Annotated in this window: 40 protein-coding genes and 1 tRNA gene; 20 read left to right on the top strand and 21 right to left on the bottom strand. The window is 65.6% G+C overall.

Features of this window, described 5'->3' with window-relative positions; all coding sequences use genetic code 11:
• Window position 1: 1 nt before the first annotated feature.
• Together HWX87_RS17025 and HWX87_RS17020 are read left to right on the top strand one after the other, a co-directional pair.
• Window positions 2-340 (top strand): multidrug efflux SMR transporter, encoded by a 339-nt coding sequence (locus tag HWX87_RS17025; RefSeq protein WP_034186989.1) that lies wholly within the window; start codon window positions 2-4, stop codon window positions 338-340.
• A 31-nt stretch (window positions 341-371) separates the two neighbouring features.
• A complete protein-coding gene (locus HWX87_RS17020) occupies window positions 372-1,514 on the top strand; it encodes an enoyl-CoA hydratase/isomerase family protein (RefSeq protein WP_176048198.1) in 1,143 nt (380 codons plus the stop codon).
• Window positions 1,515-1,633: 119 nt separating this feature from the next.
• Here the strand turns inward: HWX87_RS17020 and HWX87_RS17015 are convergent, their stop codons facing one another.
• Window positions 1,634-2,062 (bottom strand): hypothetical protein, encoded by a 429-nt coding sequence (locus HWX87_RS17015; RefSeq protein ID WP_043182670.1) that lies wholly within the window; start codon window positions 2,060-2,062, stop codon window positions 1,634-1,636.
• 341 nt (window positions 2,063-2,403) lie between these two features.
• On the opposite strand from HWX87_RS17015, the gene ssuD reads away from it, so the two are divergent.
• The 8 genes from ssuD (at window position 2,404) to HWX87_RS16975 (ending at window position 7,512) form a co-directional block, all read left to right on the top strand.
• Window positions 2,404-3,561: an FMNH2-dependent alkanesulfonate monooxygenase gene (ssuD, locus tag HWX87_RS17010; protein WP_059234577.1), complete on the top strand. Its 1,158-nt coding sequence runs from the start codon at window positions 2,404-2,406 to the stop codon at window positions 3,559-3,561.
• Between the two features lie 17 nt (window positions 3,562-3,578).
• Window positions 3,579-4,391, top strand: coding sequence for an aliphatic sulfonate ABC transporter permease SsuC (gene ssuC, locus HWX87_RS17005; protein WP_176048197.1), 813 nt, complete (start codon window positions 3,579-3,581; stop codon window positions 4,389-4,391).
• Complete coding sequence (locus tag HWX87_RS17000; RefSeq protein ID WP_176048196.1) at window positions 4,388-5,347, top strand: ATP-binding cassette domain-containing protein; 960 nt, start codon at window positions 4,388-4,390, stop codon at window positions 5,345-5,347. Before ssuC ends, HWX87_RS17000 begins: the two co-directional genes overlap by 4 nt.
• 57 nt (window positions 5,348-5,404) lie before the next feature.
• A complete protein-coding gene (locus HWX87_RS16995; RefSeq protein WP_006476104.1) occupies window positions 5,405-5,620 on the top strand; it encodes a TOBE domain-containing protein in 216 nt (71 codons plus the stop codon).
• A 144-nt stretch (window positions 5,621-5,764) separates the two neighbouring features.
• A complete protein-coding gene (locus HWX87_RS16990; RefSeq protein WP_059234572.1) occupies window positions 5,765-5,962 on the top strand; it encodes a hypothetical protein in 198 nt (65 codons plus the stop codon).
• A 55-nt stretch (window positions 5,963-6,017) separates the two neighbouring features.
• The gene (locus HWX87_RS16985) at window positions 6,018-6,266 is read left to right on the top strand and encodes a hypothetical protein (protein WP_176048195.1); all 249 of its coding nucleotides are present in this window, start codon (window positions 6,018-6,020) and stop codon (window positions 6,264-6,266) included.
• A gap of 129 nt (window positions 6,267-6,395) precedes the next feature.
• Window positions 6,396-7,382 (top strand): tRNA dihydrouridine(20/20a) synthase DusA, encoded by a 987-nt coding sequence (dusA, locus tag HWX87_RS16980; protein WP_244137693.1) that lies wholly within the window; start codon window positions 6,396-6,398, stop codon window positions 7,380-7,382.
• 54 nt (window positions 7,383-7,436) lie between these two features.
• A tRNA-His gene (locus HWX87_RS16975) sits at window positions 7,437-7,512 on the top strand.
• A gap of 88 nt (window positions 7,513-7,600) precedes the next feature.
• Here HWX87_RS16975 and HWX87_RS16970 read toward each other — a convergent pair.
• The 20 genes from HWX87_RS16970 to HWX87_RS16875 all read right to left on the bottom strand — a co-directional run bounded on the left by HWX87_RS16970 (window position 7,601) and on the right by HWX87_RS16875 (window position 20,365).
• Window positions 7,601-8,635: a tyrosine-type recombinase/integrase gene (locus HWX87_RS16970; protein WP_176048193.1), complete on the bottom strand. Its 1,035-nt coding sequence runs from the start codon at window positions 8,633-8,635 to the stop codon at window positions 7,601-7,603.
• Window positions 8,632-8,838: a DUF4224 domain-containing protein gene (locus HWX87_RS16965; protein ID WP_176048192.1), complete on the bottom strand. Its 207-nt coding sequence runs from the start codon at window positions 8,836-8,838 to the stop codon at window positions 8,632-8,634. The genes HWX87_RS16970 and HWX87_RS16965 overlap by 4 nt, the downstream gene beginning before the upstream one ends.
• On the bottom strand, window positions 8,835-9,191 hold the full coding sequence (locus HWX87_RS16960) for a hypothetical protein (protein WP_176048191.1): 357 nt from the start codon (window positions 9,189-9,191) through the stop codon (window positions 8,835-8,837). Before HWX87_RS16960 ends, HWX87_RS16965 begins: the two co-directional genes overlap by 4 nt.
• A gap of 2 nt (window positions 9,192-9,193) precedes the next feature.
• On the bottom strand, window positions 9,194-9,439 hold the full coding sequence (locus HWX87_RS16955) for a hypothetical protein (RefSeq protein WP_176048190.1): 246 nt from the start codon (window positions 9,437-9,439) through the stop codon (window positions 9,194-9,196).
• Window positions 9,436-9,852 (bottom strand): DUF4031 domain-containing protein, encoded by a 417-nt coding sequence (locus HWX87_RS16950; protein ID WP_176048189.1) that lies wholly within the window; start codon window positions 9,850-9,852, stop codon window positions 9,436-9,438. Before HWX87_RS16950 ends, HWX87_RS16955 begins: the two co-directional genes overlap by 4 nt.
• On the bottom strand, window positions 9,849-10,034 hold the full coding sequence (locus tag HWX87_RS16945; protein ID WP_176048188.1) for a hypothetical protein: 186 nt from the start codon (window positions 10,032-10,034) through the stop codon (window positions 9,849-9,851). The genes HWX87_RS16950 and HWX87_RS16945 overlap by 4 nt, the downstream gene beginning before the upstream one ends.
• On the bottom strand, window positions 10,028-11,383 hold the full coding sequence (locus HWX87_RS16940) for a hypothetical protein (protein ID WP_176047870.1): 1,356 nt from the start codon (window positions 11,381-11,383) through the stop codon (window positions 10,028-10,030). Before HWX87_RS16940 ends, HWX87_RS16945 begins: the two co-directional genes overlap by 7 nt.
• 10 nt (window positions 11,384-11,393) lie before the next feature.
• The gene (locus tag HWX87_RS16935) at window positions 11,394-12,218 is read right to left on the bottom strand and encodes a phosphoadenosine phosphosulfate reductase family protein (protein ID WP_176048187.1); all 825 of its coding nucleotides are present in this window, start codon (window positions 12,216-12,218) and stop codon (window positions 11,394-11,396) included.
• A gap of 13 nt (window positions 12,219-12,231) precedes the next feature.
• Window positions 12,232-13,020, bottom strand: coding sequence for a DNA cytosine methyltransferase (locus HWX87_RS16930; protein ID WP_176048186.1), 789 nt, complete (start codon window positions 13,018-13,020; stop codon window positions 12,232-12,234).
• A gap of 184 nt (window positions 13,021-13,204) precedes the next feature.
• Window positions 13,205-13,801, bottom strand: a complete 597-nt coding sequence (locus tag HWX87_RS16925; protein ID WP_176048185.1) for a hypothetical protein — start codon at window positions 13,799-13,801, stop codon at window positions 13,205-13,207.
• 23 nt (window positions 13,802-13,824) lie between these two features.
• Window positions 13,825-14,154, bottom strand: a complete 330-nt coding sequence (locus HWX87_RS16920) for a hypothetical protein (RefSeq protein WP_176047869.1) — start codon at window positions 14,152-14,154, stop codon at window positions 13,825-13,827.
• Window positions 14,154-14,834 (bottom strand): lambda exonuclease family protein, encoded by a 681-nt coding sequence (locus HWX87_RS16915; RefSeq protein ID WP_176048184.1) that lies wholly within the window; start codon window positions 14,832-14,834, stop codon window positions 14,154-14,156. Before HWX87_RS16915 ends, HWX87_RS16920 begins: the two co-directional genes overlap by 1 nt.
• Window positions 14,827-15,678, bottom strand: a complete 852-nt coding sequence (locus HWX87_RS16910; protein WP_176048183.1) for a hypothetical protein — start codon at window positions 15,676-15,678, stop codon at window positions 14,827-14,829. Before HWX87_RS16910 ends, HWX87_RS16915 begins: the two co-directional genes overlap by 8 nt.
• 47 nt (window positions 15,679-15,725) lie before the next feature.
• Window positions 15,726-16,970, bottom strand: coding sequence for a hypothetical protein (locus HWX87_RS16905; RefSeq protein ID WP_244137692.1), 1,245 nt, complete (start codon window positions 16,968-16,970; stop codon window positions 15,726-15,728).
• Window positions 16,971-17,061: 91 nt separating this feature from the next.
• The gene (locus HWX87_RS16900; protein WP_244137691.1) at window positions 17,062-17,268 is read right to left on the bottom strand and encodes a hypothetical protein; all 207 of its coding nucleotides are present in this window, start codon (window positions 17,266-17,268) and stop codon (window positions 17,062-17,064) included.
• Complete coding sequence (locus HWX87_RS16895; RefSeq protein WP_176048181.1) at window positions 17,268-18,137, bottom strand: hypothetical protein; 870 nt, start codon at window positions 18,135-18,137, stop codon at window positions 17,268-17,270. The genes HWX87_RS16900 and HWX87_RS16895 overlap by 1 nt, the downstream gene beginning before the upstream one ends.
• Window positions 18,134-18,508, bottom strand: a complete 375-nt coding sequence (locus HWX87_RS16890) for a hypothetical protein (protein WP_176047868.1) — start codon at window positions 18,506-18,508, stop codon at window positions 18,134-18,136. Before HWX87_RS16890 ends, HWX87_RS16895 begins: the two co-directional genes overlap by 4 nt.
• A gap of 254 nt (window positions 18,509-18,762) precedes the next feature.
• Window positions 18,763-19,074, bottom strand: a complete 312-nt coding sequence (locus tag HWX87_RS16885; protein WP_176048180.1) for a hypothetical protein — start codon at window positions 19,072-19,074, stop codon at window positions 18,763-18,765.
• 180 nt (window positions 19,075-19,254) lie between these two features.
• Window positions 19,255-19,620, bottom strand: coding sequence for a hypothetical protein (locus tag HWX87_RS16880; RefSeq protein WP_176048179.1), 366 nt, complete (start codon window positions 19,618-19,620; stop codon window positions 19,255-19,257).
• A gap of 19 nt (window positions 19,621-19,639) precedes the next feature.
• Window positions 19,640-20,365 (bottom strand): S24 family peptidase, encoded by a 726-nt coding sequence (locus tag HWX87_RS16875; protein ID WP_176048178.1) that lies wholly within the window; start codon window positions 20,363-20,365, stop codon window positions 19,640-19,642.
• Window positions 20,366-20,474: 109 nt separating this feature from the next.
• Here HWX87_RS16875 and HWX87_RS16870 point away from each other — a divergent pair, with 109 nt between their 5' ends.
• From HWX87_RS16870 to HWX87_RS16825, 10 genes are all read left to right on the top strand, one after another.
• Window positions 20,475-20,729 (top strand): hypothetical protein, encoded by a 255-nt coding sequence (locus HWX87_RS16870; protein ID WP_176048177.1) that lies wholly within the window; start codon window positions 20,475-20,477, stop codon window positions 20,727-20,729.
• Window positions 20,726-20,962 carry a hypothetical protein gene (locus HWX87_RS16865; protein WP_176048176.1) on the top strand — a complete coding sequence of 79 codons (237 nt, stop codon included), beginning with the start codon at window positions 20,726-20,728 and terminating at the stop codon, window positions 20,960-20,962. Before HWX87_RS16870 ends, HWX87_RS16865 begins: the two co-directional genes overlap by 4 nt.
• Window positions 20,959-21,168 (top strand): hypothetical protein, encoded by a 210-nt coding sequence (locus HWX87_RS16860; protein WP_176048175.1) that lies wholly within the window; start codon window positions 20,959-20,961, stop codon window positions 21,166-21,168. Before HWX87_RS16865 ends, HWX87_RS16860 begins: the two co-directional genes overlap by 4 nt.
• 76 nt (window positions 21,169-21,244) lie before the next feature.
• A complete protein-coding gene (locus HWX87_RS16855) occupies window positions 21,245-22,261 on the top strand; it encodes a DUF1376 domain-containing protein (protein WP_176048174.1) in 1,017 nt (338 codons plus the stop codon).
• 3 nt (window positions 22,262-22,264) lie between these two features.
• A complete protein-coding gene (locus HWX87_RS16850) occupies window positions 22,265-23,011 on the top strand; it encodes a hypothetical protein (RefSeq protein ID WP_176048173.1) in 747 nt (248 codons plus the stop codon).
• A complete protein-coding gene (locus HWX87_RS16845) occupies window positions 23,008-23,301 on the top strand; it encodes a hypothetical protein (protein WP_176048172.1) in 294 nt (97 codons plus the stop codon). The genes HWX87_RS16850 and HWX87_RS16845 overlap by 4 nt, the downstream gene beginning before the upstream one ends.
• The gene (locus HWX87_RS16840; protein ID WP_176048171.1) at window positions 23,298-23,633 is read left to right on the top strand and encodes a hypothetical protein; all 336 of its coding nucleotides are present in this window, start codon (window positions 23,298-23,300) and stop codon (window positions 23,631-23,633) included. The genes HWX87_RS16845 and HWX87_RS16840 overlap by 4 nt, the downstream gene beginning before the upstream one ends.
• Complete coding sequence (locus tag HWX87_RS16835; RefSeq protein ID WP_176048170.1) at window positions 23,630-23,860, top strand: hypothetical protein; 231 nt, start codon at window positions 23,630-23,632, stop codon at window positions 23,858-23,860. The genes HWX87_RS16840 and HWX87_RS16835 overlap by 4 nt, the downstream gene beginning before the upstream one ends.
• Window positions 23,857-24,177, top strand: a complete 321-nt coding sequence (locus HWX87_RS16830; RefSeq protein ID WP_176048169.1) for a hypothetical protein — start codon at window positions 23,857-23,859, stop codon at window positions 24,175-24,177. Before HWX87_RS16835 ends, HWX87_RS16830 begins: the two co-directional genes overlap by 4 nt.
• The gene (locus tag HWX87_RS16825; protein WP_176048168.1) at window positions 24,171-24,644 is read left to right on the top strand and encodes a RusA family crossover junction endodeoxyribonuclease; all 474 of its coding nucleotides are present in this window, start codon (window positions 24,171-24,173) and stop codon (window positions 24,642-24,644) included. The genes HWX87_RS16830 and HWX87_RS16825 overlap by 7 nt, the downstream gene beginning before the upstream one ends.
• The last annotated feature ends 1 nt before the right edge of the window (window position 24,645 follow it).

Below are 24,645 nucleotides of genomic sequence, written 5' to 3'. Positions count from 1 at the left end.
GATGCAACTGCCCGGTTACGCATGGCTCGCGATCGCGATCGTCGCGGAAGTGGTCGGCACGTCCGCGCTGCGCGCGGCGGACGGCTTCACGCGCTTCTGGCCGTCGGCGCTCGTCGTCGCCGGTTACGGCATCGCGTTCTACTGCCTGTCGCTCACGTTGCGCACGATGCCCGTCGGCATCATCTATGCAGTCTGGTCGGGCGCCGGCATCGTGCTGATCACGCTCGTCGCGATGCTGCTCTATCGTCAGGTGCCGGACCTGCCGGCGGTGATCGGCCTCGGGCTGATCATCTCGGGCGTCGTGGTGCTGAACCTGTTCTCGAAGATGCAGGCGCACTGACCGTGCGACTGCCGTTTGCCGGATGACTTTCATGACTGATTCCACTTCCGCTGAATCCGCCCAGCCCGATGTCCACGCGTATGTCGCGAACCGCATCGGTTTTCTCGAACTGAACCGCCCGAAGGCGCTGAATGCGCTGTCGGTCGGCATGATCCGGCTGATGCAGCAGGCGCTCGACGCATGGCGCAACGATCCCGATGTCGTCGCCGTCGTCGTGCACAGCCCGCACCCGCGCGCATTCTGCGCGGGTGGCGACGTGCGCTTCTTCCACGATGCGTGGCAGCGCGGCGACCGCGATGCGGTCGACACGTTCTTCATCGAGGAATACACGCTGAACCATGCGATCTTCACGTATCCGAAGCCGTACATCGCGCTGATGCACGGCGTCGTGATGGGCGGCGGCATGGGCATCTCACAGGCCGCGCGGCATACGGGCGGCCTGCGGGTCGTGACCGACTCGACGAAGATGGCGATGCCCGAAACGCGCATCGGCCTGTTCCCGGACGTCGGGATGAGATGGTTTCTCGCGCGCACGCCCGGCGCGATCGGCCGCTATCTCGCCGTGACCGGTGCGCCGCTCGGCGCAGCCGATGCGCTGTACGCGCAGCTCGCCGATGTCTATCTGCCCGATGCCGCGCTGCCGGCGCTGCTCGATACGCTGCGTCGCACGCCGATCGCCAGCGGCGCGCAAGCGGTGGCCTGCGTCGCCGAAGCGGCGGCCGCGCACAAGGTCGTGCCGACGCCCGACACGTCGGCACTGGCCGATGCGCGCGCCGGGATCGACCGGCATTTCGCGCAGCCCGACATCAACGCGATCCTCGCGTCGCTCGACGCCGAGCAGGATTGCGCGGCCGTCGATGGATGGGTCGAGAAGGCGACCCATGCGATGCGCGAACAGTTGTCTCCGTTGTCGATGGCCGTGTCGCTCGAAGTCGTTGAACGCGCGCGCGGCGCGACGATGGCCGATTGCCTGCGACGCGATCTCGATCTCACGCGCTCGACGTTCGCACACGGTGACGTGATCGAAGGCGTGCGCGCGCTGATCGTCGACAAGGATCACCAGCCGGACTGGCGCTTCAAGTCGGCCGCCGATGTCGATCGCGCCGACGTGCTAGCGATGTTCGACAGCCCGTGGGCGCCCGACACGCATCCGCTACGGAATCTGAAGGACTGACGTCGGTCCGGCTGACCCGCACGCGAGACAGAAACGAAAAGGCCGCCTGCATCTGCAGGCGGCCTTTTTTGTGGACATCGACCGGACAGCGGTCGAAAGGCGTAGCGCCCGTGCGAGCGTTATTCGTCGCCGGCGTCGTCCGACATGAACGCGCGCATGAACACGAGCGCGCCGAAGCCCCATACCGCGTTCGCCGCGAAGCCGGCCGCGAGCACGGGCATCATGTTGCCCGACGGCCAGATGCCGCGCAGCGGATCGATCGCGAACACGCGGGCGGCCGTCAGGACGATACCGCCGAACACGAGCGCACCGATCCACGATGCCTCGCGTTCCGGCGAGACGCGCAGCAGCCACGCCATCGGAACGGCACAACATGCGCTGATCAGCGCATTCGCGACAAATTCAGGAATGCCGAGCGGCGCGAACGGCTGTGTCGAGAAGCCGGTTGCGGCGATCAGGTCAGCCGTGTGAAGGAGGGCGAGCGTCGCCTCGCGGAAGAACAGGGCGGCCAGGAAGCCGGACAGGAATGGCAGGATGACTTTCTGCATCGATGAGTGCACCGCAGGCGCGCACGGCCGGGGCTGTACGCGCGGAGTTATTCGGATAGGTGCGCCATTATAGGGCCCGCCCGCGGCGATATTCGCTCCAGCGTCGTGCTAATCACGAAAGCGGAAAACCTAAGCTCAAAAAAATCGTTCCAAAGCCCTGCACCGATCCCTAGACTGATTTCCCAGAAACAGCCGTGCAATCGCGTCCTCGCCCGCTGCACGGACTGACCGGCGAGCCATCCCGAATCGAACGCACACCATGCATGCGTCGCGCATCCGCGACGCGAGCAGGGCGATGTTTTTTCCAAATTTCGGCAGTGACAGTCAAGCAGGAGCAGCAGATGAATGTGTTCTGGTTTATCCCCACGCATGGCGACAGCCGCTATCTCGGCACGGCCGAAGGCGCGCGCGCCGCGGATTACGATTACTTCAAGCAGGTCGCCGTCGCGGCCGACACGCTTGGCTACGACGGGGTGCTGCTGCCGACCGGCCGTTCCTGCGAAGATGCGTGGGTCGTCGCATCGAGCCTCATCCCTGCGACGCAGCGCCTGAAATTCCTGGTCGCCGTGCGTCCCGGCATCGCTTCGCCGGGCCTCGCGGCACGGATGGCCGCGACGTTCGACCGCCTGTCGGGCGGCCGCCTGCTGATCAATGTCGTGACGGGTGGCGATGCGGCCGAACTCGAAGGCGACGGCCTGTTCGCCGATCACGATACGCGCTACGAGATCACCGACGATTTCCTGAACATCTGGCGCGGGCTGCTGGCCGCGTCGCACGACAACGGCGGCTTCGACTACATCGGCAAGCACCTTCAGTCGAAAGGCGGCAAGGCGCTTTATCCGCCCGTGCAGCGTCCGCATCCGCCGCTGTGGTTCGGCGGTTCGTCGCCGGCCGCCCATGCGATTGCCGCCGATCACATCGACACCTATCTCACCTGGGGCGAGCCGCCCGAGGCCGTTGCCAAGAAGATCGCCGACATCCGCGCTCGCGCCGAAGCGCGCGGCCGCAAGATCAAGTTCGGCATTCGCCTGCACGTGATCGTGCGCGAGACCGAGGACGAAGCATGGCGCGACGCCGAGCGCCTGATCAGCCGTCTCGACGACGACACGATCGCGCGTGCCCAGCAGGCGTTCGCGAACATGGATTCCGAAGGCCAGCGCCGGATGGCCGCGCTGCACGGCGGCAAGCGCGGCGGCCGCGACGCGCTCGAGGTGTATCCGAACCTGTGGGCCGGCGTCGGCCTCGTGCGTGGCGGCGCGGGCACGGCGCTCGTCGGCAATCCCGAGCAGGTCGCGGAACGCATGCGCGAATACGCGGACCTCGGCATCGAGACGTTCATCCTGTCCGGCTATCCGCACCTCGAGGAGTCGTATCGCTTCGCCGAACTCGTGTTCCCGCTGATCAAGGGCAAGGGCGCGGAGAAGGCGACCGGCCCGCTGTCGGGGCCGTTCGGCGAGATCGTCGGCAACAGCTATCTGCCGAAGGCGAGCCAGAGCTGAGCGAGAGGAGGCTTGCGATGACAACGAAAACGTCGACGACGGGCGCCGTCGTGGCTGCCCGTGCGTGGCGCAGCGTCGCGCCGTGGCTCGTGCCGCTCGCGCTGCTGGCGGCCTGGGAGGTCGGGGCGCGCACCGGCTGGCTGTCGACCCGCGTGCTGCCCGAGCCGGTTGCGGTCGTGCGCGCGGCCTGGTCGCTCGTGACGTCGGGTGAAATGTGGGCGAACGTGAAAGTCAGCACGTGGCGTGCGCTGTTCGGCTTCGCGATCGGTGGCGGCGTCGGCCTTGCGCTCGGGCTCGCGACCGGCCTGTCGAAGGCGGCCGAAGTGGCGCTCGATTCGACGATCCAGATGATCCGCAACATCCCGGCGCTGGCGATGATTCCGCTCGTGATCCTGTGGTTCGGCATCGACGAGAAGGCGAAGCTGTTCCTCGTCGCGCTCGGTGTGTTCTTTCCGGTCTACATCAACACGTATCACGGGATCCGCTCGGTCGACGCGAACCTGATCGAGATGGCGAAGAGCTACGGCGTGCGCGGTTTTGCACTGTACCGCGACGTGATCCTGCCCGGTGCGCTGCCGTCGATCCTCGTCGGCGTGCGTTTCGCGCTCGGGCTGATGTGGGTGATGCTGATCGTCGCGGAAACGATCTCCGCGCAGTCGGGCATCGGCTACATGACGATGAACGCACGTGAATTCCTGCAAACGGACGTGGTGGTGGTCGGCATCCTGCTGTACGCGGTGCTCGGCAAGCTGGCCGACGTGCTGGCGAAATGGCTCGAGCGCGTGACGCTGCGCTGGCACCCCGCTTATCAATCAGGAGCAAAGGCATGAATGCGACGACTTCGGCGGCCGCCTACGGCCCGCTCGCCGGCGCAGACCTCGAGGTCGAACTGGCGCAGGCACGTGTCGCAGACGGCGACGCGCGCGACGCGGCGATTCTCGATCGTGACGGCGGCGCATCGGTCGTGCCGCTCGCGCGGCGGCGCGCGGGCAGCCCGGCACCCGACGACGCAGTGACGCTGTCGGGCGTCAGCAAGCGCTTCGGCGCACGCACCGTGCTCGACAACGTCGAGCTCGGCATCGCACGCGGCAGCTTCGTCGCGATCGTCGGCCGCAGCGGCTGCGGGAAATCGACGCTGCTGCGTCTCGTCGCGGGACTCGAGCAGCCGAGCAGCGGCGCGCTCGTGACGCGCGGCGAGGGTGGCGGCGTGCTCGATACGCGGATCATGTACCAGGATGCGCGCCTGCTGCCGTGGAAGACCGTGCTGCAGAACGTGATGCTGGGTCTCGGGCGCGGCGCGCGCGACCAGGCGCGTGCGGTGCTCGATGAGGTCGGCCTGCTGGAGCGGGCCAACGACTGGCCCGCGCAACTGTCGGGCGGCCAGCGGCAGCGCGTTGCACTGGCCCGCGCGCTCGTGCATCGGCCGCAACTGCTGTTGCTCGACGAGCCGCTCGGCGCGCTCGACGCGCTGACCCGCATCGAGATGCATGCGCTGATCGAGCGGCTGTGGCGCGAGCATCGATTCACCGCGCTGCTCGTCACGCACGACGTGCAGGAGGCCGTCGCGCTCGGCGACCGCATCCTGCTGATCGAGCAGGGGCGTGTGGCGCTCGATCAGCCCGTGCCGCTCGACCGGCCGCGCGCCCGCGCATCGGCGGCGTTTGCCGCGCTCGAGGATCGCGTGCTGAAGCGCGTGCTCGCTGGCGGGCCTGGCGCAGCCGATCAGGACACGGAGCATTGGGCAGACAACGTTCGACCGGTCGGGCAGATCCGCTGGGCCGTTTAATTCCGGGCGGTTCCGGCCGCCCGTTCTGAGACTTTTTTCTTCGGAGCGATCATCCCGATGAGCATCACTGCAATCAACGTACGTAACCAGTTCAAGGGCAAGGTGAAGGAGATCATTCGCGGGTCCGTGGTCTCCGAGGTCGACGTGGAGACGCCGTTCGGCATCGTCACGTCGGTCATCACGACCCGCTCGGTCGACGAACTCGAACTGAAGGTCGGCGCGGAAGTCGTCGCGCTCGTGAAGTCCACTGAAGTATCGATCGCGCGTCTCTGAGCGCGCGTCTCCTGCAACGGTGCGGCGCCGGCGGCCAGTGTGCCCGTCGGCGCCACATTTGCATTTCCGTAGCGCGTTCGCCTCGGTATTCGACGTCCGGATGAAGTGCTAGGATGGAACGAAACCGACGGCGGAGGCCAATGCATGACCCCCATCCTTTCCCCTGAAGCCATCGAGGCGCTGAAATGGATCGACCAGTTCGGCGAAAGCCGGCCGGTTCCCGCCGCGTTCGACGACGTCGTCTATGCGTTGCTGAACGAGGGGCTGATCTATCAGGCGACGGCCGACCGGGTCGACCTGACGGCCGATGGCAAATCCTTTTTGTCCAACGAATACGATTGAGCGCCCGGCGCCGGCTGCACGAGTGGCCTGGCGTTGCGTCGCCACGGAGCGTGCGATGGAACCGAGAGGCAGCGACCTCGGCGATTTCAGCGAGCCGTACCGCGGCTTCGAGATCGAGGTGAAGACCGAGCAGGTCTGGGACGGCGAGCATGCGCACTACCGCGTGCTGCAAGGCGATGCCGTGCGGATCGACTGGCGGCTCGTCAAGGTCGACGGGTTGTTGCTGACCGAGCGTCGCGTGATCGAGCGCGTGTTCGACGAGGCGCGCCGCGCCGTCGATGCGGAGCTGGGCGAGGGCGGCTAGCGGGGCGTCGGGCAGGAGCGGCCCGTGTTGCGGTAAAATACCGGGTTGTTTCCGTGCCGCCTGGCCTGTTGCCCGAATTCCATGTCCGTTCCGTCCTCGCTTCCTCCCCGCCGCGTCTCCGTCGCGCCCATGCTCGACTGGACCGACCGTCATTGCCGGTCGTTCCACCGTACGCTGACGCGCAACACGTGGCTGTATACGGAGATGATCACGACGGGCGCGCTGCTGTTCGGCGATGCCCAGCGGCATCTCGCGTTCACGCCGAGCGAATCGCCGATCGCGCTGCAATTGGGCGGCAGCGAGCGTGACGATCTCGCGCGCGCCGCGAAGCTCGGCGAACAGTGGGGCTACGACGAAATCAACCTGAATTGCGGATGCCCGTCCGAGCGCGTGCAGCGCGGTGCGTTCGGCGCGTGCCTGATGAACGAGCCGCAGCTCGTCGCCGACGGCGTGAAGGCGATGCGCGATGCGGTGTCGGTGCCGGTCACGGTCAAGCACCGAATCGGTGTCGACGCGGTCGAGGACTACGCGTTCGTGCGAGACTTCGTCGGCACGGTCGCCGAGGCCGGTTGCGAAACGTTCGTCGTGCATGCGCGCAACGCGATCCTGAAGGGGTTGTCGCCGAAGGAGAATCGCGAGATCCCGCCGCTCAAGTACGACTATGCGTATCAGTTGAAGCGTGATTTTCCGTCGTTGGAGATCGTCATCAACGGCGGCATCACGACGCTCGATGAAGTCGCGCAGCATCTGGAACACGTCGACGGCGTGATGCTGGGACGCGAGGCATATCACAACCCGTTCGTGCTGGCCGAAGTCGATACGCGCTTCTACGGATCGACCGCCGCGGTGCCGACGCGCGAACAAGCCGAAGCGCAGCTGATCGAATACTGCGCGGCCGAACTGAAGCGCGGGACCTATCTCGGTGCGATCGTGCGGCATGCGCTCGGGCTGTATCGCGGCATGCCGGGCGCGCGTGGCTGGCGTCGCGTGCTGTCCGATAACAAGAAGCTCGCGCGCGCCGATCTGGCCGTGTTCGACGAGGCGCGCGCGCACCTGAACGAAGCCGAAGAATTTTTTGAAAAAAAGGCTTTGCAAGATTCAAAAGACTTCGTATAATCTTGTTCTTCGCTGCTGAAACAAAACAGCGAAGCGAAGTAAGCAGTATCAGTGGTGGCTGTAGCTCAGTTGGTAGAGTCCAGGATTGTGATTCCTGTCGTCGTGGGTTCGAGTCCCATCAGCCACCCCAAAGAATTCCAAGCGGTATCAAGTAGTTAGAAACGGCACTGTTCAAAAAGACAGTGCCGTTTTTGTTTTGGAATTCCACAAAATGGAATTCACAGCGCCTTCCGCTTTACGATTTTGTTTCGATCGTAGACACGCGCCGTCGTCGCGGGATTGGCGTGCAGGTCAGGAAGCGTTCCGCGCTCCTGCTTAAATTGCGTCGCGTAATATGCACGCAGGTCATGGAACGTAAAGCGGCGCTCGACGACCTTCGCATCGATCGCCGCATTCAGCAGCTTCCCCCAGAACCCCTTGAAGCCATCGCGCGTGTAGTGCGTGCCGAACTTCGTCGTGAAGACGTAGAGGCATTCCCTGTCGCCGCGGATTGCTTCCAGGCGGTCGAGCAGAGCGGCGAGCGGCGGCGTGATTTCGATCTGCTCGATGACCTCGCCGCGCTTCTTGCCGCGTTGCTTCGCGCGCTTCACGCGGATGTGCCCGGCCTTGCGGTCGACCTGCGGCCACGACAGGTCGAGGAATTCGATCTTGCGGTTGCCGGCGAGCGCGGCGTACTCGGCCGCCATGCCGACCATCGCGCGCTGACCGCCTTGCGCCGCGAGCCAGTCGGTGAACGCCTTGAAGTCCGCCGGATCCGCAGTTTCCGTGCGCGGCTGCTCCTCGTTGCGCCGAACTTCGCGACACGGGTTCATCTTCGCCTGTCCGAACTCGATCGCGAGTCCGATGAGGTTCGAGAGAAGGGCGATCTCGCGGTTCGCGCGCACCGGCGCATCCTTGCGCTCCTTTCGCAGGTAGCGCGCGACGTCAGGCGCTTCGATGTCGGATGCGCGCGCGTCCTTGAAGCGCAGGAGCAGCGGACCGGCGCATTGCTCGTAATCCTTCCGCGTATCCGGCGCGTAGCGCTTCCAGCGGTCCGTCTCCTTGAACTCCTCCCACAGCTTCCCGATCGTGCCGGTGTCGCCAGCCGCGCCGATGATGTCGAGCACCTTCCGGATCGCAGCGACCTTATCCATGCCGAGCCCGATCGGCTTCCCGCCAGGCACGTGATATCGGTAGCTGATCCCTTTCTTTCGTGGGATCGCCTCCATGCGCGGCAGGAGGCCGTCGCGGAGGATATTTTTCGTTCGTTTCATGCTGCGGTTTGCCAGTTGATGGTCGATTTGCGTTGGCGCGGCTCATCCCGGCCGTTGACCTGTTCCCAGGTCAGGAACGGGTGGCCATCAGCCTTTCGCGGCGCGTCGATGCCGAGCGCTTTCTTGATCCAGCGAGTCTGCGCGGCGCCTTGTTTCAGGCCGCCGGTCAGCTCAATCAATTCGTCGTTCGTTACGATGCTCATCGCGACCTCGTCGTCATACACAGTTCGACCCAGCCGCGAATCTCGCGTTCGTAGCCGGTCAGGGTGGAATTCAGGTTCGGGGGTGTGGGCGGCGCGGCGAAGCTCGTGCCGAGCGCGGGCGGCGGCGCTTCTTTCTGTTGCTTCCCAGGCCGCCGGAAGCCGAGAGTCTTCGCGAGCGCATGGCTGTGCTCGATCCGGCCCGACGCGATGAGCACGTCAAGAATCGGCCGGACAGCTTTCGTCGGCACCCGGAATTTCGCGGCGATCATGTAGGCCGAGTACGTGCGCCCGGGCTTCATCCGCGCGAACAGGTTGGCGGCAGACAGCTCCCTGGACAGAATCGGACGACCCATGCTCAGTCTCCTCGTGACTCGGTGAGCACGTGCAGCGCGGCGGCCGCGTGCCGTTCCCAGTCCGCGCCGTGCTCGAGCGCGAAGCCAGTGAGCCAGTGGAGCACCGCAGCCTGCTCGGCCTCGGGCACCCGCTCGATCGCGTGTCCGGCGGCGCGCAACGCGTGCGCGATCGGCCCGGTCTCCCAGACCATCATGCCGAGCACGCGGCCGAGGGCCGGTGTCAGGTTGGCGGGGTAGGGCCGCGTCATGCCGGCGCTCCAGGAAGGTCGGCAGCGAACGCGCGTTGCGCATCATCAGCGTATGTGGCGAGCTGCGCGCGGCGCGCGGCGAACTGTGCATCGCGCCACGCCTCGGCCTCGTCTGGCCTGCCGAGTTCGCCCGTGGCGCGCCGGCGCACGCACATCGCCGAGCACTGGCGCATGGTGATCTGCACGGCGCCGTGCCCGATCGCCAGTTCGCGCTTTACCTTCGCGATGTCGAAGTGCTCGCTGTATGTGCCGCGCTTCTGGATATGGCGCGTGTTCAGGCCGATCGCGCGCGCCATCTCGACCAGCTCCTCGCGCGTGTCCGCGATCATGTGCGACATCTTGTACACGCGCCCAGACGGGCTGTTGTACTCGCCCATCTCGTGCAGGTACATGTCGTCGACGTAGACGGTCACGATGCGTCTCCTGTCCCGATGCACGCCGTGCACACGCCGCGCCATTCGCCGGTCGCGTCGTGCACGTCGCCCGTGCCGTCGCAGTACTCGCAGCGCGGCGCCAGCTCCGGATACAGATTCTCGCGCAGGTGCTCGGGCAGCCCGGCCGCGCGGATCGCGAACACTTCGACGTCGGTCAGCATGCGGCGTCTCCTGCGCGGGCGGCGATCTCTTTCTCGAATACAGACGCCTGACGACATGAGCTGAATACGACGAGGACGGACATGTCGCTGTGGCGCTCGACCTTCAAAGGCGTCACCTCGGCGCGCGGCTCCGGCTCGCCCGGATGGGCCGCCGGCCTGGTAATGGGCGAACCGTGATGCCAGAGCATCATGCTGAGATTCGCCACATCACGCGGATCGCCTTTCTCGACGTGCTCATGCAGCATCCGCGACAGGTAGGCGGGGCTGCACGTTTCCCACCCACTGCGGCCCTTGTCACGGGCCAACGCGAGCTTGTGCTTCATGACGGCTGCGAACGAATCCACGGCAACGTCGTCAGAGTGCGGCTCCGTCAGTCCCTCCCGAGCGTCTGCCTGCGCGCACGCGCACTCGCTTTCGTACTGGCCGCACTCGGTGCAATGGTTCTCGACGTGGTTGCCGTCGTACGTGGCCTGCGCGGGCTGCGGGGCGGCCTCAAGTGCCGCTTTCGCGTCTCGCAGCGCGTCACGAACTTCTGCTCCTTGCGTCCATTTCGGCCGCCGGCCGCCCGTCATCTGCTGATCGCAATAGAACAGCTCGACATACAGTCGGCGGGTGAGTTCGCGCCATTCCACCGTTTCCACCGCCATAGCGGGCGAGCCGTAAAGCGGCGTCCATGCTCCCGACTTGCGACGCGTGTCACACATGCGCTCGTCGCTGTCCATGATCGGGCCTTCGAAGCCGCCGTCGCTGCGGAAGCGGACCCACGCGGTCGGCTTCTCCCCTTCCGCCCCCGTCTCAGTGGCTGATGCGGCGCGGGCGGCAAGTTCCTCGATCAAGTCTGCCGCCTCGCGGGACGTTCCCAAATCCATCGCGCGCAGGCGCTCGCACATCAGTGCCGCCCGCTCGTCCGCCGGCGAGGGTGCGGCGGCACGACGTTCCTGTTCTTCACGCTTCCGGCGGTCGCGCATCGACTCGGGTTTCTTCTCGCGCACATACAGCGCGACCGGGCCATCCTCGGTGTCGTAGATCTCGAGCAACAACCAGCCATCGCCGTGCGGGCTGCTCGGCGTCCACATGCTGCAGTCCGGGCTGTTGGATGCGAAATATTTCTCGTACGTGTCGCAATCGACGTCGTTCTCCATATGGATGAAGACGGACTCAATTCCGAAAGCGGCGAAGAAAGTTTCGTAGTTCACGTCCTCGTCGAGGGCCGGGACTGCCGGATGATTCACCATGCCGTCCTCATCGCGCATGATCGCGCGCGGAGTGAGGATAGTCCGGCGCAACCCTTCGAGGCTGATCGGCGCTGCTGCGGGCTGCTCGACAGGGGATGCGGGTTTCGTCGTCATTGCTTTCTCCTCACTCATAGCAGCCGCACGGCATGTCGTGATCCGGTTCGTAGGCCGGCACGTCTTCGTCTTTCAGATCGCCCCACGCGAAACTTCGCCCAAGCCCCTTGACTGACGTCAATACCGCGTTCCGCTCCATCCTGATCGCGGTCTGGAACAACACCGGATACTGGCGCTTGAGCTGCGCGACTTCGGCTTTCTTGCTGTTGCCGCAGCAGAAGCACGCCGACTTCCCGGCACGCGGGAGCCCCATCGTTCCGGTGATCATGTCGATGCAGTCCTCGCGTTCGAGGCCATGATCGATAAGTGGATAGTGGTACCGATACTTTTCGTCGGGGCCGCGCATCCGGCGTTCTTCACCGGCTTCGTACCCGATGAACTTGTCGACCAAACCACCTGCAGCCCACACTGCTTGACATCTCGGGTCTTCGCGATCCCGTCGTTCCTGCGGTTGGATCTTGTATTTCGTCGAGCAGCCCTTGAAGCCGAAACACACGCTCGGAAGCGTCTTCTGGTCGAGACAATCTTGATGGAGCACACGGGTGCGCCCTTGGCGGTCGATCCATCTAACAATTTCGATTTCCGGGAATCCGACCTTCTTGCACCATTCGTTGACGAGCTTGATGTACTCGTACGTGTGCGGCTTTTCGCTCCCGGTGTCGGCGAACGTGATCTGGTCGGGGCGGATGCCGATCCGTTCCATCAGGCCGAGCATCGCCGTGCTGTCGGTGCCGCCGCCGTAGGAGACGATCACCATCGTCAGCGGTGTAACGATTCCGGTCGGGGACGCTTGCTCGTCCGTCAGCGCATCAGCGCGGCTATTTTCGGTGGTCATGGTGGTGTGGTCCTCAGGTGGTCAGGATGTCTTGCGCGGCGAGGATGAATTGCGTGGTGGCCGCAACGTTGATCGCGTTGCCGTAGGCGCGCAGTCGTCCCACGTGGCCGGCAGACCCATCAACGAGCGGCTCAGTGCCGGGTTCAAGCAGCCGACGATTTCCGTCGGCGCCGACAGCATCTCGCCAGTCAGGCAGTGCAGCCGCGCTGCATCCACCAACGTGACTCCGTCGTGATGCGCACTGTTCGAGTTCGATCGCACGGCGGTTCGGTTGCGGCCGCCGCGACTGTCGTTGACGGTGGGGGTGGGCCATAAACAAAAGGCGCGACCGCCGAAGCGGAAATCCGACGCGGCGAGCGCAGAAATCGACCGCCCCGCAGGCGTAGTCCGCGTCCTCGAGGTCGGCGCAAACTCGATCAAGCCAACCGAGCCCGGCAGCGCTTGCAACCTGCTCGCCAAGAACTGCGACAGGTCGGCGCTGACCGATGAGCCAGTACCACGCAGGCCAAAGGTGCCGCTCGTCATCAAACCCAGTTCCTTTGCCTGCCGCGGAGAAAGGTTGGCACGGACAGGAACCAGTCCAAACAGGTCGGTCATCGGGCCACCCGGCGCGTCGAAGCGCGTGCGACCAGACGCCGATTCCGGCGAAGAAATGGCACTGGTCGTAGGCTCGCAGGTCATCAGGTCGGACATCCTCAATGCTCCGTTCGTCGACGTCGCCAGGAGCGATGTGCCCGGCGGCGATCAGGTTGCGCAGCCACTGCGCGGCGTATGGGTCGTGCTCGTTGTAGTACGCAGGCACGTCGCATCCTCTAAATCAGTAGATCAAGCCTCAATGGCTGGGTGCTCGGCTAGCATGTGGCAGCTGGTTGCATGAAAGCGCCGCGCTGCAGACCTGTTGGCGTTGTGACGGCGCCCACCCGTCACCCGAGCACCCACCGTTGAAGCTTGGGTTGCCGCGCGACGGGTGCCGCGCGGCTGGTGGGTCACTGCTCAGTTGCCTCTTCGGGCTGTGTGTCGAGGTCCGAGCCGGCGAAAGGGTGGTGCTCGTCGCTTGCGTTGCTGTCGGGCCGGCCGAACAGATCGGGATCGACGTACCCATCCGGCGGCGTCAGCGTAATGCCGATCTCCTGCTGCACGCGGCGCGCGATCTTGCCGTGGTCCTCGTCGTCCTTCGGGTGCGCGGTGATCTTGAAGTGCACGCCGACAGAGCCGCCTTCCTGCGTGGTGAACCGGATGTCCTTCAGGCCGCACTCGGCGAGCAGCACGTCCTCGGCGCCGGTCGCGCCGATGTGGAAGCGCAGCAGGTAGCCCTCGTAGTTCCGGTCCCACACGAGGTTGCGCATGTACGGGAAGCGCAGCTCGGTCAGGCCGTCGTGCTCCATTTCGAGCTCGCCGGGCTTCGGCTGCGGGCGGCGGTAGAGCATGCCGCGCAGCGCGACGTCGAACATGTCGAGTAGCTCACCGCCGCCGACGATGTAGAGGCCGACCGAGATCGCGGGAACGCGCTCGGCGCCGTGCTTCTCGGAAACGTTCGTGCAGCTGACGATCTTGGCGAGGGTACTGTCTTTGATTTCGAACATGATTGCTCCGGGTGGTGAGGGAATTACGGCTGCTGGCCGTGAACGGTGCGTATGTGTTGCGGCAGGCCGACCGTCTTCACGGATTTGTTGCAGATCGTGCAGCGTGTCTTCGCGTCGTGTTGGACGCCGGGGTGCTTCGAGTCCATGTGATCCTTCAACCCGGCGCGCGTGACGAGGCGCGGGCAGTGGCAGCAGCGGACTTTCTTCGACAGCGGCGTACCGGCGGCGACGTAATCGTCCGCCGGCCCGCAGTCGTCGCAGCGACGCGGGAATCCTTCGCCGTCTCCTTCGAGATAGACGCCGCAGCCTTCGCACAGCGTGCCGTCGAGCATCATTTCAGCGATTTCGCCCATTACGCGGCCCTCGCTTGCAGCCGCTTGATCATAGCGTTCACCTCGGCCTCGAACTGCAGTAAGCCAGGCAGCAGCATGCCGTCGATGTACGCGTCGTTGCGTGGCACGACCTGGGTGTAGAGGCTGTACGGCTCGGGCACACGCGGGTCGTACGACGCGAACAGCCACCAGCGGCGGCCGGTGACGAGCATCCCGCCCTGCACCTGGTCGACGTGGTCAGCCGGCATCCCGTTCAGCAGCGTGTTGATGTGCACGGCCTCGTCCATCGGGCATTTCGATTCGTAGCCGCCGTCGTCGCCGATCAGGCCATCGGGCGACGCGCCGAGGAATTCGTACCGCGGGTGCGTGAAGAAGCCGCCGGGCGCGATGATGTAGCCGGTCGTCAGCTCGGCCTGTTCACGGCCGAATGGCTCGACCTCCTCGCCCCATTTCGTCGCGCGGCCGCCGACCTCGTGCGTCGACGTCGCGGCGAGCCGCTCGAACACGATCTCGCGCATGTACTTGTCGCGCGCTCCGGTAGACTGGCGCGGCTTCGGCTGACCCTTCTTCGGGCCGGTCTTGTACACGTCGCCCGGCTCGCCGCCCGTGAACGCGATCGCGTCCGCGAAGCGACTCGCCGTGATGCGGCCGGCGCGCGCCGCGTACCAGGCGTCGGTGCGCTGATCGATGGCGTTATTCATCGTCGCCGCCCGGTTCGCGCTGACCGGCGCCGTCGTCCTGCGGCGCGCCGTCGGTCTGCTGCTGCGTTCCCGGACCGCCGGCGATCCCGGCGATGCGGTCGCGCTCGTTGAGGCCGATCGCTGACCGGTCTTCCTTCGACAGCTTTGTCCACTCTTCCTTGAACGGCTCGAAGCCGAGATTGCGCGCGACGTCTTCGAGGCGCGCGATGATCTTGGTATGCGCCTCGGTGCGAGCGGGCCGCGCGCTGGTGGCCGCACTGCTCGCGATCTGCGCCGGCGTCGCGCGCGGCGTGATGTCGCGCTCGACCGGCTCGATGTCCATGACCTCTTCGGCGACCGCGATGCCCTTCAGCACGTCAGCGAAGTTGTCGCGCAGCGCGAAGGCGCGCGCGCGCATCTTCTTCATGCGCTGCGGGTATTGCGCCCACGGGCCTTGCTTCCCGATCAGGCCGGCTTTTTTCGCGTCCTCTTCGCTGAAGCTCTGGACGTCCTCGGGCTTGCCGCGGCGCTTGACCTTGATAAAGGCGGTGCCGTTCTCCTCCCATTCCTGCACGTACTCGCAGACGGGCGAGGCGAGCACGAGCGCGAGCAGCGCGTCGCCCCAGAGCGACGGCCGGCCGTTGATCACGGCGATGTTCTGCATGGCCTGCATCGGCTTCAGGCCCAGTTCCATGCCCCACTGGATCGCAACGAGCACGTTCCCGGGCTTGCCGATGAAGTCCTTCGGGACGATGCTGGAATCGGCGAGGATGTTCGCGAGCTGCATCGCCTGTTCGAGCGAGCGCGGCGACAGGTCGAACGCGCCGGGCGCGGTGTCTTGGTTGGTGGTGATGACGTCGGACATACTGTTTTCTCCATGTGCCTGAGACTCGGCCAGGCGTTGTGGGTGGGTCAGGCTGCTGCGGTGGTCGCGGGGATGTCGTACATGAACAGCCAGCTCATAACGACCGTCGAATCTGCGTGGTAATGCGCGGCAAGCACTTCGACGATCGCGTCGAGGCCCGGCCCCTTGATGAGGAAGTCCTCGCGCTCGCGCTTTTCCTGCTCGCGGGCGGCGACTTCTTCGCGTTCCCGGACCTCGCGCGCTCGGCGCTCTTCTTCAGCGCGTTCAGCCGCAGCGGCCGCTTCCTCGCGTTCACGCTGCTCACGCTCGGCACGGTCGAGTTCAGCCTGACGGCGTTCCTGCTCGGCGCGCTGGTCGGCGAGCCGCTTTTCCTCGGCCTGCATCGCGGCGAGGCGCTCGGCGTCTTCGCGTGCTTGCTGTTCGCGGCGTACCGCTTCTTCGAACTCGCGGCGCTCGCGGTCGACACGTTCCTGCTCGGCGCGGGCGGCGGCTTCATCGCGCTCGCGCGCGGCCCGCGCTTCGGCGTCTCTGCGCTCCTGCTCGGCGCGGACTTCTTCATCGCGGCGGCGCTGCGCTTCGAGTTCGGCGCGTTGTCGTTCCAGTTCTTCGCGTTCGGCGGCGAGTCGCGTGGCTTCAGCCTCTTGTGCGACGGCTGCCGCGTGCAGCTCGCGCAGCTTGTCGAGCGTCGTGCCGCGCACGGCCTCGGCCTCGCCGGTCAGTTCGGCGAAACGTTCGAGCGTGATTTCCAGCGCTTCCAGATCCTCGATTTCCACCGCGATTAGCCAGGACACCAACCCGACGGCCTTGGTCGCGATCGAGCGGATATCGTCGATGTGCTCGCGGATCGCCGTGACGCGCCGCCGCTCGGCTTCGAGCTTCGCGCGCTTCTCGGCCTCGCGGGCCTCGTCCCATTCGTCGCGCATGCCGATCAGGCGCTTCTCTTCCGGCTCGGTGATCGCGATCAGGCGATTCTCTTCGGCGATGACCGCCTTCGAGAACGCGTTCGCGTCGTCGCGCGCCGTCTTCGCCGCCTTCTGGATGTCGGTGCGCGCGGTGCGCAGCACCATCGCGGCGCCGTGCACCTGGTCGCGCGCGGCCGCGTTCTTGATCTCGACCATGTCGGTCGACTTCGCGACGAGATCGCGCAGCGCCGTCTCGCGCTCGGTAGACGTCAGGGCGACGGCCGCGCGCTCGACGACGGTCAGTTCGGTGGTGGTGGTCATGCTTTCCTCACGTAGGTATGGGCGACGGCCGTGCCGTCCTGGTTGAGATAAGCGGCGGTGAAAGCGCACGCGGCAGCGATCGCCACAGCAACGACATAAGCGAAGATCGGGCTGCGCTTGTGCAGGCCATCTAGCAGTGCGCCGAGAAGGTCGAAGGGAGTCACAGGGCAACTCCGGCGCGGATCGCGACGAGCAGGTACCAGAGGACGCCGACGCACACGAACAGGCCGAAGGCCGCGCCGATCGTGATGGAGCGGTGCACCCGCGCGCAGGAGGCGAGCAGCGCGTTATCGTTCGCCGCGCGCGATACAACCGATCGGCTGTAACCACGAAATACAGGCGTTAGTCTGTTGAGAGTGGCGCGCATCATGCCTCCAGCCGCTGATAGGCGGTCAGCGCATCGGTCGCGAGCTGCTGGTCGGCGACGCTGGCCAAGATCCGGTCGTAGCCCCACGTGGTATCGCGAAATACGCGACCATCTTCGAAGTCGTGGAGGCACGTAGCGACGTCGCTCGCGATTTCCTTGTCTTCGTCGGTGACGATCGTGAAGCGATACAGCGCATCGCGCACTCGGTACGGACCTTCGGACCAGTCGTTACGCGTCGCCAGCATCGCGAGCGCCAGGTCGACGCGCTGATCCTTGCCGCGCAGCGCATCGAGCACGTCGTTCCACGTCGATTCGTCGGACAGCTCGTAGCGCAGCACGACGCGCGCGAGCTCGACGTTCGCCTTGCGTGCGTCGCGCTCGGCCTGTTCTGCGCGCTGGCGCTGCTGCTCGGCCTGCTCGGTTTCGCGTGCGGCGATCGCGGCGTATTCGTCGTAGCGGGACTTCAAACTGTTGTACTGGCTTGTCGCGAAGGCGAACCCGTCGTCCGTCTTGATGAAGCGCATGATGTCCGCGATCCACCCGGCGTCGCGCGTGATGTTCTTCGGGAAGCGGGCCCGCGACTTCGTATCGCGCTCGCTCCATGACTTCGGCATGCCGATTTCTTCCATGAACGCACGAACGCGATCGGCGGTCCCCTTGTTGCGCTCGATGGCTTCAAGGTTCGCCTCGTGCAGCGCGACATCCTTCGCGCGGGCAGCTTCGAGTTGAGCGAGCGCGTGGTCGGCGACCGTCTTCGCCGACGGCGTGCGGTAGGTCGACAGCGAACTCGCGTAGCTCTGCGGGCTCGCCATGCACTTGCCGACGAACCCGCACTGTTCGACGGGCAGGATCTTGCGGTCGAGGCTCACAGCGCACCTCCCGCGATCGTCACGTGCCGCACCGGCTCCGGCGCAGCCTTGCGGCCGGCCTTGATGAGGGCGGCGTCGATGGTCAGGCGCAGGCCGGACGGGATCATGACCGTGCCCGTGTCGGCTTCGGCGGCGAGCATTTCGAGGGCGAGGGCCATTTCGGCGACGCCCGACGCATCCAGCGCAGCGACCGCGATTTCGTCGATTCGGTCAGCGTCGTCAACGATGGACAGGAAATCGTCCTGACCCATCGTGCCGACACTCCATGCCTCCCAGACGCGCACGCAGTCGTATGCGCAACTGCCGATCGCGGCCGCGACCGCGTCGCGCGCAGCGTTGAGCTGCTTGTCGGCGTACTTGATCTCGTTCATGTGGATCCCCGGTGATGTGCGCGGCTCAGCCGCGGTGGTGGTCGTCATTGCCGATGCGGCCGATCGCGCGCACGATCACGACAGCGGCGAGGATCAGCAGCGCAGCGGCGCCGATCAGGAGGCGGGTGGTGGTCACGTCAGCACCCCCGAGCGATCAGCTGCGCCGCGAGGAAGCGCGCATGTGCGCGCGACATCGCGTCGTAGAACGGGTAAAGGAGGTGCTGGCAGAGGGCGCGGGCGGTCGGGCTCATGGCTCAATACCCCTTGCGTTTCGCGATGCCCTCGGCCGCCGCGTTGAACGCGTCTTCGAACAGGATCTCGAGCAGGTAGACGAAGTGGGCGTGGTCGCTCTTGTCGAGGAAGGCGTTCATCACCTTCGCGCGGAAGCCCGCAGGCAGCTCCGCCATCGCGTTGATCACGTCGTCGATCTCGACCTCGGCCGAGGCGCGCTCGAACGCCGCTTCTTCAGCTTCGGCGCGTGCGTCTGTCTCCGCCTGCGCGCGGTCCGCATAGCTGTCGACCAGCGACGGCAGTGCGCGGGGAGTGATCGGGTGGTGGTGGAGCATTTCGGGCCTCGCGGTTTCGTATTGCCTTGGACCGAATAATACGAAATCGTATAGAGAACGTCAATACGAAAGCGTATAAATTTTCACGTGGCTGGGAGAGAACGAATGGAGAGGCGCCGGAAATGAAAAAGCCCCGCGCGGGGCGGGGCTCTCAGAAGGGTTGAAAGACGATGTGCGCGTCTACCGGATGGCTTGGCACTCGCGATAGACCTGTTCGCCGACGCGCATCGGATCGCTCAGCGCGAGATTGGCATCGCTGTAAATCTGCGCGCGTGCTCGGCGCTTCCATGTGGCGTCGAGCTTCTTGCCGTAGAGGTCGGGGATGGCAGATTCAGGCAGGCCGCGCTGACGGTTCGACACGACGAACTCGGCATAGGCCGACTTCATCTGGCATTCGGTCGCCGGTTTGGGAGCCGTGCCGGCGCCCGGCTGCGCGAACTGAACGCCGCCGAGATGCTGGTTGCTCTTGATGCCCCAGGTTTGCGACTGCGCCAGTGCAACGGCCGGCACGGCAAGGGCCACCAAGGCGAAAAAGCGCGTTCTCATCGCGGACTCCGTGAAGGCGTTACAGGCGGTTGTCGTTCCAGACGGCGCGGCCGATGATCATCGTGCGATCGTCGGGCGGGAGCACCTTGTCGGGATGCACGTTTTTGTCGGGGTTGTCGCTGCGCATGATCCAGGTCTGGGAACCCATCGTCGGATGGTAGTCCCAGATCAGCCGCTTCAGCACCAGGCCGCCGTCGGGCGTGCAGATCGCGAAGATCTTGCCTTCCTTGGGCGCCTGGTCGGCAGTGTTCAGCAGCACGACGCATCCGTCCTGAATGGTAGGCGACATGCTGCCGCCGGAGGCATAGATGATCCGCGCGGCGTTTTCGGGCACGCCGAAGTCGCGCAGGCTCGAACGCTTGAATGCCAGGCCGCCTTTCACGACGACGTGATCGACGTACTTCCCATCACCGCAGGCTGCGGCAATGTCCAGCTGGGGAACCATCGAGAACTCATCCTCCGTCGGGTTCGGGAGGTCACTATCACCTGAACGCGAGCTGCTGCGATTCTCGTGCGCGGCCTGCAGGTCGACGTAACGCAGTTCATGGACCAGGACGCCAAAGTGCTCGGCGAGCGGCTGCACTGTCGAATCCCTCGGCGTAAGGCTCTCGCCATTCAGGATGCGGAAGATCGTCGCCTGCGGAGGCTTGTTGCCAAGCCGTTCGGCGAGCGAGTTCGGATTGAGTCCGTGCCGCTCCAGCAGCCACTGGAGGTTCTGCGCGAGGAAGTTGGTGCTATTCGACATGCGCAGAACATACGGATTTGTATAGGTGTCAGCAAGCATTTATACGAAAGTGATTTACAACAATACGAAAACGTATAAAATACGCTCCAAAGCCTACTGGAGCGTCCTCATGAAAACCGCAAAAGAGCTCATCGACGAGCTCACTGTCGACGGTGTCAGCCAGAGCGAAATCGGCGCCGGCACGAATATCCCGCAAGCGACGATCAGCCGGATTCAGACCGGCAAGATCGCCGACACCAAGGCGTCGAACTGGAATCGGATCAACGCCTTTCACGCCGAGCACTTCGCCGCGAAAGCCGAACAGGCCAGCGCTGGCGACGCGCCGAACCAACCGCATCCTAAAGCCGCGCAGGTTCCGGCATGAAACCCGCCAAACCGACCCGCGCCGAATATCGCAACGAGGTCAAGACACGCCTGCGCGACCCCGCGTACGAGGCGCTCCAGACCTGGAAAGCACTCCACGGCATCGACAGCGACTCCGCGGCGCTCGCTCGCCTGACCGAACTGATGCTGTTCGGCGCGGTTGGCACTTTGCCCGCGCAGCTCGTGGCCGTCAGTGCCGACTTGGGGCAAATCGGCCCGCGGGTGCGCGCATGAGCGAAGACCGCGTAGATCAGCCCGTTCGGCTGCCGGTGGCGGAAGCTGCCGACCTTGCGGTGCGCGCGGCAGAACAGGGCGTGTCGACGCCCGATTACCTCGGATACCACGTGCTGAAGAGCGCCTACGGCGCGCTGCACCCGGCTGTCGTCGCATTCGAGCGCCGGCCCAAGTCGGGACAGACGGGGACGGAGCAGGGGGATTGACCGTGCTTGAACTGTTCATCGACGCCTGGATGCTCGGCGTCATCTGGTTCGCCTTCGGCGGCGCGTGGAGGTGGGTGTGAACGACCTCCCGAATCCTCTCACCCCTGCGGACTGCGATCTGACGGGCTACCGCTGGATGCCGCTTGACGTCGTGCGCGTCATCGACAGCGACACGTTCGGGATCTCGACCGGCGACGAGTTCAAGACGGCGTTCCGTCTCTGGGCGAAGTGCTGGCAGCAGGTGCCGGCCGCCAGTCTGCCGGACGACGACCGCGTGCTCGCGCATCTGGCCGGCCTGTCCGAAAACTTGTCCAAGTGGAAGAGAGTCCGCGCCGTCGCGCTGCGCGGCTTCGTGAAGTGCAGTGACGGGCGCCTGTATCACCCGGTCATCGCCGAGAAGGCGATCGAGGCGATGCAGCGGCGCGACGACCATGCCGAGCGCGAGGAGAACCAGCAGACGCGGCAGCAGCAGCACCGCGAGCGGCGCAAAGCGATGTTCGAGCGTCTCCGCCAGCATGGAATCGTCCCCGCATACGACACGAAAACGGCCGAACTGGAACGCCTGATTGCGACGCTACCTGTTACGGAAAGCGTCGCACCTGTTACGGAAAACGTCACCGGTGTGACGTCGCAAAGCGTCTCCGGTGACGCACCTGCAACGGCTATAGACAAGGACAGGACAAGGACAGAGACAGTAAACCCCTCTGTACGGACGGACGTAGGTGGTGAACCTCGCGTAGCTGTCCGTCCGTCCGACCTGTCCGCCGCCATGCGTCGGCACTCGATCGAAGCCCATCCCGGAGACCCGCGCGTCATCGCAGCCGCTGAAGCCGGCATGACGGTCGCGACCATCGAGGCTGCATGCGTTGAGGCGAAAACATCCGATCCGACAGGCCGCATCAAGGCCGGGTTCGTGATCGCCATCGCGCAACGCTGGGCGGCCGAAGCGAATCGCCCGCGCAACGGCGCTCGGCCGATGCAATCCCGCCAGACCCCCGAAGAACGCCGCCGCGCGATCAGCAAGGCGAACGGCGACGCGTGGCTGGCGGAAACGCCCGAATCCGATCCCAACGTCATCGACATGGAGCACTGACCCATGACCCCGAACGACAAGCAGGCGTTCAAGGACGCTCTCGATCTCGCGCACGAAACCGCGCGCCAGGCGCTCCCGAGCCCCGCAGTGCTCCGCGTTTTCTGGTCGCAGCTCGAAACGTTTCCGCTCGACGCGGTGCTGCGCGCGCTGTCGCGCCACGTCGCGACGAGCGAGTTCGCGCCGACGCCCGCGTCGATCCTGAAGCACCTGCCGAAGATGAGCGACGGCCGGCCCGAGCCCGATGAAGCATGGGCCATCGCGATCCGCTCGGCCGACGAGCGCGAGACCGTCGTCTGGACGCAGGAAATCGCCGAGGCATGGGCCATCGCATCGCCCGTGTTCGACGGTGACGAGATCGGTGCACGCATGGCGTTCAAGGCGGCATACGCGCGGATTGTCGACAGGAATCGCGGTGCGAATCAGCCGCCGCAGTGGGTGGTCTCGCAGGGCTTCGACGCGCAACGCCGCATCGAGGTCGTCGACCAGGCCGTGCGAGCAGGGCGCCTGCAGCTGACGCATGCACAGGCCGTCGTGCCTTTGCTGACGAGCGAAAGCGATCCGTCCCCGGCCGTCGATGTCGAGGCGAACCTCGCGCGGTTGAAGGCGATGGTTGCGGGGATTGGGAGCGCGCGCACGCGTTCGTCCCTCGAAAAATCCGCCCGTGCACGTGAGGACGCCGAGCACACGGCGGAGCTGAAGCAGGCGGCGGCGCGGCGCGTGACGGGCTATGCGGCGGAGGTGCGGGCATGAACTGCAAACTCGGTGATCTGGCGATCCTGATCCGTGGCCGAGTCGTCGCGGGGCGCGTCGTCGAAGTGGTCGGACGTTGCCCGCAGAACGTCGACTTCAGGCTTCCTGACGGCGTCTGGCACGAGGCCGTCGATTACGAGTGGATCGTTCGATTCCAAAATCCGGTGGAAGCGCCGATGGGTCATAACCGCACGCGCACCACTGTTTTCGCGCCGGTCCCCGATCGCTGTCTTCGCCCGATCAGCGGATTACCCGTGGCGGATGAAGTCGAAGACGAGGTCGTCGCATGAACACCGACGGCGTCCCGGCAGGCAGCTGCGCGGCCTACGGCTGCCCGATGCTCGGCTCGTTCGGCGTGTCGGGGAAGTGGTACTGCGCGTGCCACTTCCGCGGCTCGTCAGCGAGCAACGACGCCATCACCTCGGTGCTGAACCAGCACGCCGCGATCGTCGATCGCGTGAAGCTCCTGCGCCGCGAAGGCGCGGGCTACGCGGCCATCCTCGCCGCAGAAAACCAGCTGATCGAGCTGACGCGCGAGATCGGCCGGCAATACGACATTCCCTCGGCGCCGGTGACCGGTCCGACACACGCTGAACCCCACTTCTCGGAGACCGACGCATGAGACCCGATCCGCACGCACCGTTACCGCCGCCGCCGCGAGCGAGCAGCGCCGAGGCATTGCCGTCCCCCGACCAGGTGCGCGCGATCCGCATCGGCGCGCTCGAACTGCTGCTGCAGATCGAGCAGACCGGCGTGTACGCCGAACCGGCGTTCCTCGAGACGCTGCACAAGCTCGCGCAGAACCCGGTGCGCGAAGACCTTCGCCCGCTGATGGAGGCCGCACGATGAGCACGCGCACCCCGCCCGCCGAATGGGATCGGCATGCGCTTGAGGTCGCGCGCGGCATCGCGTCGATCGATCGCTCGAAGCTGCCGGGCCTGACCACGCAGTTCACCGCGATCCTGCAGAGCGCGATCGTCGACGCAATGATGATGGTCGCCGAGGGTACGCTCGCGCGCCCGGCCGTCACGATCCGCAGCGGCGAGATCCAGCTCAATGCGGCCGGCCTCGCGCTGACCGACATCGAGTGCGAGATGCTGCGTGCGATCGCCGAGCGCATGCGCCGCGTCGAGGAAGCGCGGCGTGCGGAGGTGGCGCCATGCTGACCGTCACCCTCCCGTATCCGATCAGCGCGAACCGCTACTGGAAGTCGTTCATCCTCGGCAAGCGAGTCATGACCGCGCCGAGCGCCGAGGCGAAAGCCTACAAGCAGGAGGTGGGCTGGCTGTTGCGTGCGGCGGGCGTGCGCGAAGCGATCAAGGGCCGCGTGAGCGTCGACATCGTGCTGTACGCGAAGCGTCCGCAGGACTGGCAGAAGCGTCAGCGACTGCACGGCGCGCATTGGGACGACACCGTACAGCGCATCGATCTCGACAACGCGCGCAAGTGCCTTTACGACTCGTTGAAGGAGATCGCGTTCGAAGACGATTTCTGGATCTGGGCCGACTCCGGCCGGGTGGGGGAGCCCGACGGCGATGCGCGCGTCGTCGTCACGATCACGCCGATCGTCGTCGCTCAGCCGCAGGCCGGCCTCGCGCTCGACCTGCCGATCCCCGATCCGCTGGAGGTGTGAC

Source organism: Burkholderia sp. BCC1644, from assembly GCF_902833225.1.
Classification (GTDB): Bacteria; Pseudomonadota; Gammaproteobacteria; order Burkholderiales; family Burkholderiaceae; genus Burkholderia.
Note: the sequence above shows the minus strand (reverse complement) of the source record. Positions and strands in the feature narration are given on the sequence as shown.

Excerpts from the sequence above, each read along its gene's own strand:
- HWX87_RS16860 (WP_176048175.1), top strand. The coding sequence starts at position 20,959 with ATGAGCGAAGACCGCGTAGATCAGCCCGTTCGGCTGCCGGTGGCGGAA.
- HWX87_RS16960 (WP_176048191.1), bottom strand. The coding sequence starts at position 9,191 with ATGGGTCGTCCGATTCTGTCCAGGGAGCTGTCTGCCGCCAACCTGTTC.
- HWX87_RS16995 (WP_006476104.1), top strand. The coding sequence starts at position 5,405 with ATGAGCATCACTGCAATCAACGTACGTAACCAGTTCAAGGGCAAGGTG.
- HWX87_RS17000 (WP_176048196.1), top strand. The coding sequence starts at position 4,388 with ATGAATGCGACGACTTCGGCGGCCGCCTACGGCCCGCTCGCCGGCGCA.
- HWX87_RS16910 (WP_176048183.1), bottom strand. The coding sequence starts at position 15,678 with ATGTCCGACGTCATCACCACCAACCAAGACACCGCGCCCGGCGCGTTC.
- HWX87_RS16840 (WP_176048171.1), top strand. The coding sequence starts at position 23,298 with ATGAACACCGACGGCGTCCCGGCAGGCAGCTGCGCGGCCTACGGCTGC.
- HWX87_RS16990 (WP_059234572.1), top strand. The coding sequence starts at position 5,765 with ATGACCCCCATCCTTTCCCCTGAAGCCATCGAGGCGCTGAAATGGATC.
- ssuD (WP_059234577.1), top strand. The coding sequence starts at position 2,404 with ATGAATGTGTTCTGGTTTATCCCCACGCATGGCGACAGCCGCTATCTC.
- HWX87_RS16935 (WP_176048187.1), bottom strand. The coding sequence starts at position 12,218 with ATGACCACCGAAAATAGCCGCGCTGATGCGCTGACGGACGAGCAAGCG.
- HWX87_RS16880 (WP_176048179.1), bottom strand. The coding sequence starts at position 19,620 with ATGAGAACGCGCTTTTTCGCCTTGGTGGCCCTTGCCGTGCCGGCCGTT.
- HWX87_RS16865 (WP_176048176.1), top strand. The coding sequence starts at position 20,726 with ATGAAACCCGCCAAACCGACCCGCGCCGAATATCGCAACGAGGTCAAG.
- HWX87_RS16970 (WP_176048193.1), bottom strand. The coding sequence starts at position 8,635 with ATGAAACGAACGAAAAATATCCTCCGCGACGGCCTCCTGCCGCGCATG.
- HWX87_RS17015 (WP_043182670.1), bottom strand. The coding sequence starts at position 2,062 with ATGCAGAAAGTCATCCTGCCATTCCTGTCCGGCTTCCTGGCCGCCCTG.
- HWX87_RS16850 (WP_176048173.1), top strand. The coding sequence starts at position 22,265 with ATGACCCCGAACGACAAGCAGGCGTTCAAGGACGCTCTCGATCTCGCG.
- HWX87_RS16940 (WP_176047870.1), bottom strand. The coding sequence starts at position 11,383 with ATGACGACGAAACCCGCATCCCCTGTCGAGCAGCCCGCAGCAGCGCCG.
- HWX87_RS16835 (WP_176048170.1), top strand. The coding sequence starts at position 23,630 with ATGAGACCCGATCCGCACGCACCGTTACCGCCGCCGCCGCGAGCGAGC.
- HWX87_RS16965 (WP_176048192.1), bottom strand. The coding sequence starts at position 8,838 with ATGAGCATCGTAACGAACGACGAATTGATTGAGCTGACCGGCGGCCTG.
- HWX87_RS16985 (WP_176048195.1), top strand. The coding sequence starts at position 6,018 with ATGGAACCGAGAGGCAGCGACCTCGGCGATTTCAGCGAGCCGTACCGC.
- HWX87_RS17025 (WP_034186989.1), top strand. The coding sequence starts at position 2 with ATGCAACTGCCCGGTTACGCATGGCTCGCGATCGCGATCGTCGCGGAA.
- HWX87_RS16900 (WP_244137691.1), bottom strand. The coding sequence starts at position 17,268 with ATGCGCGCCACTCTCAACAGACTAACGCCTGTATTTCGTGGTTACAGC.
- ssuC (WP_176048197.1), top strand. The coding sequence starts at position 3,579 with ATGACAACGAAAACGTCGACGACGGGCGCCGTCGTGGCTGCCCGTGCG.
- HWX87_RS17020 (WP_176048198.1), top strand. The coding sequence starts at position 372 with ATGACTGATTCCACTTCCGCTGAATCCGCCCAGCCCGATGTCCACGCG.
- HWX87_RS16875 (WP_176048178.1), bottom strand. The coding sequence starts at position 20,365 with ATGTCGAATAGCACCAACTTCCTCGCGCAGAACCTCCAGTGGCTGCTG.
- HWX87_RS16955 (WP_176048190.1), bottom strand. The coding sequence starts at position 9,439 with ATGACGCGGCCCTACCCCGCCAACCTGACACCGGCCCTCGGCCGCGTG.
- HWX87_RS16885 (WP_176048180.1), bottom strand. The coding sequence starts at position 19,074 with ATGCTCCACCACCACCCGATCACTCCCCGCGCACTGCCGTCGCTGGTC.
- HWX87_RS16920 (WP_176047869.1), bottom strand. The coding sequence starts at position 14,154 with ATGGGCGAAATCGCTGAAATGATGCTCGACGGCACGCTGTGCGAAGGC.
- HWX87_RS16925 (WP_176048185.1), bottom strand. The coding sequence starts at position 13,801 with ATGTTCGAAATCAAAGACAGTACCCTCGCCAAGATCGTCAGCTGCACG.
- HWX87_RS16830 (WP_176048169.1), top strand. The coding sequence starts at position 23,857 with ATGAGCACGCGCACCCCGCCCGCCGAATGGGATCGGCATGCGCTTGAG.
- HWX87_RS16915 (WP_176048184.1), bottom strand. The coding sequence starts at position 14,834 with ATGAATAACGCCATCGATCAGCGCACCGACGCCTGGTACGCGGCGCGC.
- HWX87_RS16945 (WP_176048188.1), bottom strand. The coding sequence starts at position 10,034 with ATGCTGACCGACGTCGAAGTGTTCGCGATCCGCGCGGCCGGGCTGCCC.
- HWX87_RS16845 (WP_176048172.1), top strand. The coding sequence starts at position 23,008 with ATGAACTGCAAACTCGGTGATCTGGCGATCCTGATCCGTGGCCGAGTC.
- HWX87_RS16890 (WP_176047868.1), bottom strand. The coding sequence starts at position 18,508 with ATGAACGAGATCAAGTACGCCGACAAGCAGCTCAACGCTGCGCGCGAC.
- dusA (WP_244137693.1), top strand. The coding sequence starts at position 6,396 with ATGCTCGACTGGACCGACCGTCATTGCCGGTCGTTCCACCGTACGCTG.
- HWX87_RS16825 (WP_176048168.1), top strand. The coding sequence starts at position 24,171 with ATGCTGACCGTCACCCTCCCGTATCCGATCAGCGCGAACCGCTACTGG.
- HWX87_RS16870 (WP_176048177.1), top strand. The coding sequence starts at position 20,475 with ATGAAAACCGCAAAAGAGCTCATCGACGAGCTCACTGTCGACGGTGTC.